The organism is Myceligenerans halotolerans (assembly GCF_054782975.1).
Genome location: NZ_BAAGRL010000030.1, coordinates 1 through 8197, shown reverse-complemented (window position 1 = coordinate 8197; position 8197 = coordinate 1). Strand labels below are relative to the sequence as shown.

6 protein-coding genes and 1 pseudogene are annotated in these 8197 nt (G+C 65.1%); 1 reads left to right on the top strand and 6 read right to left on the bottom strand.

Going from position 1 to position 8197, the window contains the following annotated elements; genetic code table 11:
• The 4 genes from ACYVK5_RS18895 to ACYVK5_RS18880 all read right to left on the bottom strand — a co-directional run.
• The coding region (locus tag ACYVK5_RS18895; protein ID WP_460707509.1) for a hypothetical protein at positions 1-381 on the bottom strand (381 nt) is incomplete at its 3' end.
• Positions 381-734: a polymorphic toxin type 24 domain-containing protein gene (locus ACYVK5_RS18890; RefSeq protein WP_460707508.1), complete on the bottom strand. Its 354-nt coding sequence runs from the start codon at positions 732-734 to the stop codon at positions 381-383. The genes ACYVK5_RS18890 and ACYVK5_RS18895, both read right to left, overlap by 1 nt.
• Positions 735-824: 90 nt before the next feature.
• Positions 825-1196 (bottom strand): hypothetical protein, encoded by a 372-nt coding sequence (locus ACYVK5_RS18885; protein WP_460707507.1) that lies wholly within the window; start codon positions 1194-1196, stop codon positions 825-827.
• Positions 1196-1477 (bottom strand): hypothetical protein, encoded by a 282-nt coding sequence (locus ACYVK5_RS18880; RefSeq protein ID WP_460707506.1) that lies wholly within the window; start codon positions 1475-1477, stop codon positions 1196-1198. Before ACYVK5_RS18880 ends, ACYVK5_RS18885 begins: the two co-directional genes overlap by 1 nt.
• 331 nt (positions 1478-1808) lie before the next feature.
• Here ACYVK5_RS18880 and ACYVK5_RS18875 point away from each other — a divergent pair.
• A pseudogene (locus ACYVK5_RS18875) lies at positions 1809-2018 on the top strand (hypothetical protein); the annotation flags it as partial.
• A 59-nt stretch (positions 2019-2077) separates the two neighbouring features.
• On the opposite strand, the gene ACYVK5_RS18870 reads toward ACYVK5_RS18875, so the two are convergent.
• Together ACYVK5_RS18870 and ACYVK5_RS18865 are read right to left on the bottom strand one after the other, a co-directional pair.
• The gene (locus ACYVK5_RS18870) at positions 2078-2419 is read right to left on the bottom strand and encodes a hypothetical protein (protein ID WP_460707505.1); all 342 of its coding nucleotides are present in this window, start codon (positions 2417-2419) and stop codon (positions 2078-2080) included.
• Positions 2409-8177, bottom strand: a complete 5769-nt coding sequence (locus ACYVK5_RS18865) for a polymorphic toxin-type HINT domain-containing protein (RefSeq protein WP_460707504.1) — start codon at positions 8175-8177, stop codon at positions 2409-2411. The genes ACYVK5_RS18870 and ACYVK5_RS18865 overlap by 11 nt, the downstream gene beginning before the upstream one ends.
• Between the last annotated feature and the right edge of the window lie 20 nt (positions 8178-8197).

Below are 8197 nucleotides of genomic sequence, written 5' to 3'. Positions count from 1 at the left end.
CAGAGACCTCAACCGACCCGTCCGCACACTCCTCCAGTCATGACTTTGCCGGAGCCCTGGGCGCACACAGTCCTCCTCATAGCCCACTCCCGAGGCAACCACATCCCAGAGATGTACGTGATTGACGACATGCTCAACAGAAGAAGCATCCCCTAGGCGATCGAACCACTCGTCAATCACGACTCGATCGAACGCAAAACGCAAGAATACACTTCCACGATACTCAATAAAATCGGGAAACAGCAAAGTGAGCACAGAGGCAAACTCGGCAGGATTTACCATTGCCGCCAGGAAAGCCCGAGGATCCGATTCTGAATCCTCGGGCAAAAATTCCCTCAACTCGACGAACTCTCTCAGATCCAGTTCGAAATGCTCGTTCACTAGCACCAACCAATCGGTATATCACTCGGCCCGACGGGTATTGCGATCTTGCTTTGGGCAGGGAACACACGACCGTCCGGAGTCACGTTCCGACCGAACTCTTGAACATGAGGAGTCGGCACCCCATCATGCGCAGCCCCTACGAGGTCTACACGCCGCAGAATTATTCCATCGGCGTCATAGACCGCATAGTTGCTCACCTTCGCCTCACGCGTACGGATCGTGATCGAGGACTCGTAGCCGACCAGCAGGGACGTGAGAGAGACTGTGGACACGGGCGCGGCTCCAGCTTCTGGGAACGATGACAAGGCGTGAGAACCTTCATCATCCCACTGGTGCCGCGTTCGTCCCATCTACGCCACTACACGATCCAGGTCAAGACCGTCCCGACAGGCGAGAATGCCGAGGCCTGGGACACTCCCGCGTCAGCCTTGCCTCTCATGTCACCCACCCGGCCGGACAGACGAGAAGGTTGCACGCAGCCGTGCAGGAAGCTCATCCACGATTCCGTAGGCAAGGTCACCGGGGTTTGGGAGCTGGAGCACGAACGATGCTTTGATCACGTTGACCACGTCTGGGTCGTCACCCATCAGGCACGTGTCAATAAAGTTGAGCACCGCCCGCCAGTCCAGTTCGATGCTCGACGCTCCGGCGCGCTCCGCACGGTACGCGGCAACGATCTCGGGTGTGACCTCCACGGCCAAGAAGACGTACGCGTACCCAACATCGCCGTCGTCCAAGTACGGTTCCAGCGGATCCTCGAACCATGGAAATCTACCGGCCAGCTCCCGAGCAAATCGGTCAGTTGAGTCCATCAGCACTCCATCCCGTATGCACCCCAGCTACCCTTGTAATTGCCAGCCGTCGCGTCATCGATCGCTTGGATCATCCCCTCAGCGATCACCGTCAGGCCGCCCTCGCGATCCCAGCGGGCACGTTCCAGCAGGTACTGGAACCCGTCCGGCGAGGCATGGCCCGCATGCTCGGCCAGCGTCCAGCAGTTCTTCGACTCCACCGGCGCCAGCAGCGCCTCGATCATCTCCCGGGCCCGCTGCCGCGACGCGCGATGCCTAAACCGGCCCCCGACCTGCGCCATCAGGTCCTCCAGCTCCCGCTCGAACAGGTCAGCGTCTATGCTCAGGGCCGCGGGCCACCGCCACGGTCTTCTCGGTCCACACAAACCAGAAGCATCACCGGCGGTGGCCGCACCTGTCGAACCCGCCAGACGCGTCACCGCAGGCCAGAAGCCAGATCTACGGCTGTAGTACTAAGACTGACCCCTTTTCGTCTTCCGAATCTCCACCCAGAAGGAATCCTCACGGTAGCGCGCGATAAGCCTCAGCCCATCCCAGCAGCCGGTCATCTCCAAGGCGATCAGCTAATTCCAGGGCAGGCGTCAGCAGGTTCTTGATCTGCCTCAGCGCACGGACGTCCTCACGGGGGAGCTCCCGCCGTACGCGCCGGACCACAACCCGGTCGAGCATGTCTGGAACGACGCGAAGGGCGCGATCGCGAACGTCCAGCGCGAGACGCCGAACGACACGTACAGCGCATTCGAGGTGCACATCGCGTCACGGAGGTTCGAATACGACTTCGAACACCTCCCGATCATTCGACCAGAGGCGGATCTTGATTAATTCCGGCTATAGTGGCCCAAGTCAGATTTCCAGCATGAACCATCATGCGCCGGTAGACTTCACGCTTCCTCCCCGAGCAGCGGAAGCATCCCTTGCGGGCCGCCATCTGCCACCAAAGCATCCAGCGCATTCAGCATCGCCGAAACACCCGGCTCGGGCAGGAGTACTAAATCCACACATTGAAAGTAGGAACCACTACCGGACTCGCCGCTCGTCCGCCAACGCTTCATGATTCGGGCGACTTCACGGAGCGTCAGCAACGTGGCACTCCAGCGGGAGCCATCCGGCATAGTAAGTTCGGCGTCAACGTTCTCCACATCGTCGGAGGAGTCACCGGCACCAAGAAAGAATCGGACGGAATACCCTTCTCGCTCCAACTTGAGGGCGGGGTCAACTGCCATAAGTTTGCACCAATCTCGCGATCACCTTGGATTCGTTTCCTTTATCAGCCTTTCCGACGATCTGGATCCCGTCGTCCACATTGCGGAAGAAAAGTCTTGCACCGTTCCGTCCGCGTGCGTACGAGACGTCAGTTCCGGCCAAAGCCTTGCTGCCAAGCCCCGGATTCAAGTTTCCCCGAGAAAGCTGAAGGTGCAACGCGTCCATTTCTGCCTGAACTGCCTGATTCCGGCCTGCCTGCTGTGCCGCCTTGACCAACATCGAATCATCACTTATGACAGACGTCATTTTCAAGCAGGGAGTCGTGTTGTGTACGAGGACGTTGGCCTTGCCGACGTGATAGGTGTGCAATCCGGCGACAGTCAGGTTATAGGCCGGACCCGTCTCGGGAGCGGCGATGTCGGCCTCTTGTGTGACTGTCAGGGCTTGCCCGTCAGCACTAAACACCTCTTCACCCAGGGCGAGTTGTTCAGTGCGCTCCCACGACTCGTCGGTAACGGACCAGAACGGGTGGTCCTCGGTCGTGACGATGAGTTCGCCCTCGACTTCGAACTCGAACAGGTCGTCCTGGTGCACCCAGACATGGGTCACCTCGCGGGCGCCCTGCTCGCCCGTCTCAGGATCCGTAGCTATGACTTCGTCGCCGACCTTGACCTCTTCGATCGGCTTGTGCGTCCCATCAGCCATGAGCACGAGCGTGTCCCCAGAGAAGCTCTTCGCCCTGCATGCCTGGCCAACAGCCCCGTCCCTCTTGCTTGCACCGCCGGGCTTCTTGCCCTCTGCGGCGTCGTCCAGGTTCTTCCTGACGACATCTGCGAGTTCGCCGGCCGGACCCTTGAGGAGCTTGGCAAGCTTAGCGCCTGGGATCAGACCTACTCCGAACCAGACGCAGGCAGAGACGCTGCCGTGAACGCACTCAACTGGATCTTCAAGGAACATCCAGTACACCGCGTCGACGGCGTCCTGGACCATGTTGTAGTACTGGGCCTCGCCGATCTCGGTATACCCACCCTCGGCAGACCAGTACGGCCCGTACATCTGCTCATCGGTGCAGGTGCCATGAAGCGTACAGTTCTCTTCAGTGGGTTCCGGAATCCACGGACGCGACTCGTCTGCATCGTTCTGCCAGTCAACAACGCCGTCGCAATCGTCATAGCGACACGCTGGGCCGCCGCTACCGATTGGCGCCGTGGTACCGCTGGTCATGACGCGGTTGTCGACGGGGAGCGCCTCCCACCACAGCCCGGTCGGATCCGACCGAGTCGCGGGATTGTTGCCCGCGTAGCCGTACGCGTTCCACTGCTGAGGGTTCGTCAGGTCCATGATCGGGTCCACGCTCAGGAACCGTCCCGTGGCCGGGTCGTAGTAGCGGGCCCCGAGCATGACCAGGCCCGTGGCGTCCTGGGGTGCGCCCAGGAAGCGGTGGTCCCCCGGTGGTGCAGCGCCGTTTCCGCGGGCGTCGCCGAAGGGCAGGGTGTGGTGCTTGGTGATGCCCTGCGTGGGCAGCGCCGTGTTGTGCACGCTCGCCAACGGAGTGCCGTGCGGGTCGTTGATCAGGGAGGTGACCCCGCCCATGCCGCGGTCGGTACGCACCGCGACGGTCTGGCCGGCGAATGCGTAGTAGCGCGTCGCGGTGACCGTACCGGCGGCCGTGTCGAGGGTGACTTCTTGGCCTCCCCCGACGTACAGGGTGACCACGCCGTCCTGGTTGCGCAGGACCCGGTCGCCGTCAGCCGTGTACACCATGGACACGTTGCTCGTGGTCGTGCTGCCCGCACCCCGCTCACCAGCAGTGCTGCCGCCTTCGCTGGTCTCGTCGGAGCCCTCGTCCACGGGCTCCTCATAGACCGTCGTGGCGGTGGCCACGCCCACGAGCTCACCCTCGACATCCCACGTCAGGTCCTGTACGACGTCGGTGAAGTCGCTGACCGTGGTACGGCCGGTGGTGTTCCCCGCGCCGTCATAGGTCAACGTCTGACACGCCGCACCGGTCGCCGCCTGCGTGGAGACCGCCGCCACCTGATGCGGCCCCTCGGCATCGGCCGTGCAGTCACCGGCAGCAGGCTCACCACCACCCCCGGCACCGCCCGGAACGAGATAGTCCTCCACGATCTCCGTGCCACCCGAGGCACCGGCGTCCGAGTCACTGCCGTCAGGTGTGCGCAGGGTATGAGAGGTGCGGTTGCCCAGCGAGTCGTACTCGAACGACTCCCAGTACGGCGCCACCCCGTTGTTCAAACCCTCGACCGAAGGCGCCTCGGCACAGTCACCGCTGTCCGGCGTCCACGCCTCGGTCAGCCGGTTCAGCCCGTCGTACGTGTAGCACTGCCGATCAGCGGCCATGCCCTCATGGGTGGGCACGTCCTTCGCCGACAGGATGTTTCCCGCCTGGTCGTACGCGTACTTGAGGTTCAGGTCCTTGCCCGAGATCCGCTCGCGGTCCAGGGACACCTGCTCCAGACGGCGCGTGCCGGGCTCGTACTGGTACGAGACCACGGTGCCGTACGTGTTGCCCAGGTCCTGGTACAGCAGCTCGCCGTAGGCGTTGAACCGCGCTTCAGCCACGTAGGTGCCCCACCCGAATCCGCCGGCCATCCACTCGGGCATGCCCGTGGCGGTGTACCCGGTGGTCACGGTCTCGCGCTTGAGGTTGCCCACCCCCTGGTACGTGACCGACTCGACCTGCCCGTCAGCCATGTAGGAGTAGCGGGTCTCGAACGTGCGGTCCGCCCCGGCCGAACCCAGCAGGCCGAGGTCTTCGTTCCCCGCCGGAAGGATCACCTGGGAAGCAATCGTGCGGTAGGCAGCGTCCACCTCGGTGATCGCGGTGACGTACTCGTCCGCGTCCGTGTCGCTGTCCCCGGTCCCGTCCGGGGTGTACCGGGTCGACGCCGTCGTCAGGCCCTTGATCGTCTGCCCCGCGTTCGGGCCGTGGGCGTACTTGTCGTACGTCCATGCGGCGCGCAGCGGACCGGTCGGGCTGTCGTCGCGCAGGGAGGTGACCCGGCCGAGCGCGTCATAGGTGTAGGCGAGCGTGCCGTTCGCGTCCGTGACCGTCACCGGCTGGCCGGCCACGTCGTACGTCGTGGAGGTCGCCCCGCGGTCCGGGTCGACCGTTCGGGTCTGCCGGCCGGCGAGGTCGTACTCGTAGGTCCAGGCATTGCCCGCCGGGTCGGCGACCTCGACCATTCGCCCGGCGTGGTCGTACTCGTACGTGGTGGTCTGCGCCGGCAGGTCGCGCACCTCGCCCGCGGTGTCGGGATAGGCGTCCGCGCCGGGGTCTCCGTACTCACGCACATATTGCGTGAGAGCGGTCGTGCGGCCGTGCGCATCCGCGGTCGTGGACGTCGGAACAGCCCCGGCCGGCGGGATCACCAGCGTGGTCGCGCCGTCGAACACCGTACGGGTACGCCACCGTTCGTAGTCCGGGTTATCCGGGTTGTTGTCGAAGAAGATCTCGGCGGTGGTGCGGCCGGCGTCGTCGTACTCGAACCTGGTCGTGGCTTCGGGCACGTCGTCGGTTCCGACGATCGTGGTTCCCGGCGACGTTTCGGGCTCGAACCACGGGCCCTGAACCTGGTAGACGCGTCCGGCTTCGTCGTACTGGATGTCGGTGATGATCCGGCCGGGATCGGCCGCGTCCACCGACTCGGTCTGGGTCTGGATGTCCCGGCCCAGGCCGTCGAGCAGCGTGGTGGCCTTGTGGTACGACGAACCGTCGGCGCGCAGCGTACGCGCGGTGACAGCATTGATCCCGGTGGGCGAGATCGAGTACTCGTACCGCAGGTTCGGGCTCTTGCCCTGCCGGTCCGGCAGCCACACACGGGTGAGGCGCCCGGCGCGGTCGTACGCGGCGGTCGTCACGCGACCGTTCGCGTCCGTCACCTCGACCGGGAGGCCCCGGTACTTCGAGAACGTCGTGGTCGCGGTGTGCGCAGTGAGCGGCCCAGCCCCGTCCGGATCGGGCGTGCGGGACGTCGTCTGCGTCAGAATCCCGCCCGCCAGGACGTAATCCGTACGAGTGGTGCGCCCGGCGCCGTCGGTCACCGCGACCGGACGGCCCACCGCGTCGGGGTAGGCACCCGGCTCGTGCACGTCGAAGCTCGTCGAGGTGTACACATCGCTGCCCGACCAGCCGACAGCGTCGAACGTCGTCCCGACCTCCGGGTCCCGCTCGGGGTCGATGCTGCGGGTCTCGGTCAGGAGCCCGTCGGTCGGAGCCTGACCGTAGTCCTGCTTGTCGTAGGAGACCCGCGTCGCCGAGATGAGCTTGCCCGGGCTGCCGTCGTCCTGGGTGCCGCAGGAACCGGCGCGGGTGATGGTCCGCTGCAGCGCCCTGGCAATGTGGGTGGTGCCAGGTCCGTGATACCAGGACCGCGTGCACGTCTGGTCGTCCCCGACGTCGAGGTCTCCCTCGTTGTTGACCTGCGTGGTGTTGCCGTACTCGTCCATCGTCTTGGACGTGCGGGTGGTGTGGTCCACGACGCCGTCCGCGCCCAGCAGTGCCGAGACTGTCGTCATCGACTCCGTCCGTGCCGCCGTCAGCCCGTCATACGTGACTCCCTCGGTCACGACCGGGTCGGTCACGGTCTCGGACAGGACACGCTCGTCCCCGCTCCCGTCGATGCCGTTCAGCGTCTTGGCGACGACGACCATCCCGGCCAGGTGTTCGTGATCGTCCACCTGCCGGGACACGTCGCCTGCCGTGGCGGTGATCGTGCCACCCAGACCACGCAGGTACTTGGTCCGTGAGGACGGACCGTCCTCACCCTGGCGGATCACGACGTGCTCGTACCCGCGGAAGTCCGACCAGGTACGGTCCACATCCTCATCCAGCCGCGGGTTGTCGAGCCGCGCCCAGCCGGCGCCACCCTCGTAGTCGTAGTACGTGACCTGGTCCGGGTCACCGTGCCCGGAAACGCCACCCGAGCGCACCCCACCCGCGGTCTGAGTCACCGAGGCCACCAGGTAGGAGTGGAACCACTCCGTGTGCGCCTCGTCCTCCCCGGCCACGTGCCACCGCACCGGGAAGCAGTTCTTCTCGTTCGCCTCCTGCGCCGCCAGCGAGGTGTCCTGGGTGTTGGCCGGGGTGCACTCGGGTGCCGCGTAGTTGATCGAGACCATCCCGCCGGTCTCGTTGACGATGTCGGTCACGTGGAACCGGTTCATCGCCGGCAGGCCGTCGGTCAGGTTCTCGTGGTCCACCCGGGCAGGCATGGCCTCGCCGGCGAACCACGTCTTGAGCGGGTCGACAGCGGCAGCATCCGGGTCACCACCCGCCGTACGGGTGATCGACTGCAGCCACATCAGCTTGCCCGTCCCGTCACCCGGGTCGCGGAACTTCTGCTCCAGGCCGTACGTGTCGATGTCGCGGTAGGCACCGTCGATGCGCGCCTGGGTGGTGATGCCGGTCAGGCGCTTCCGGGAGAAGAACGCCGGCGCATACGACTCGCAGTCGTCACCCGAGACACAGATGAGGTCCATCGGGGTGTCGCGCCAGCGCTTCATCTGCGAGCGGGTGGGCTTGGCCGCCGTCGGGCACTCGGCCGAACCACCGAAGCACCGCTCCGCCACCTCGAACTCCACCCGGTAGGGCGCGTTCGCGTGCCCGGTCGCACCCGTGCGGGTGCCGTACTCGATCCGCTTCAGCGTGCCGCCGCGGGTGTAGGTCTTGTCCCCGTCGCGTCCCACGTCCGCGGCGTACCGGTTGGTCTCCGCACTGTAGGTGTACGTCATCGTGTTGCCGAGCGTGTCGGTCACGTGGTCCAGGTTGAACCGCC

Excerpts from the sequence above, each read along its gene's own strand:
- ACYVK5_RS18870 (WP_460707505.1), bottom strand. The coding sequence starts at position 2,419 with ATGGCAGTTGACCCCGCCCTCAAGTTGGAGCGAGAAGGGTATTCCGTC.
- ACYVK5_RS18885 (WP_460707507.1), bottom strand. The coding sequence starts at position 1,196 with ATGGACTCAACTGACCGATTTGCTCGGGAGCTGGCCGGTAGATTTCCA.
- ACYVK5_RS18880 (WP_460707506.1), bottom strand. The coding sequence starts at position 1,477 with ATGGCGCAGGTCGGGGGCCGGTTTAGGCATCGCGCGTCGCGGCAGCGG.
- ACYVK5_RS18890 (WP_460707508.1), bottom strand. The coding sequence starts at position 734 with ATGGGACGAACGCGGCACCAGTGGGATGATGAAGGTTCTCACGCCTTG.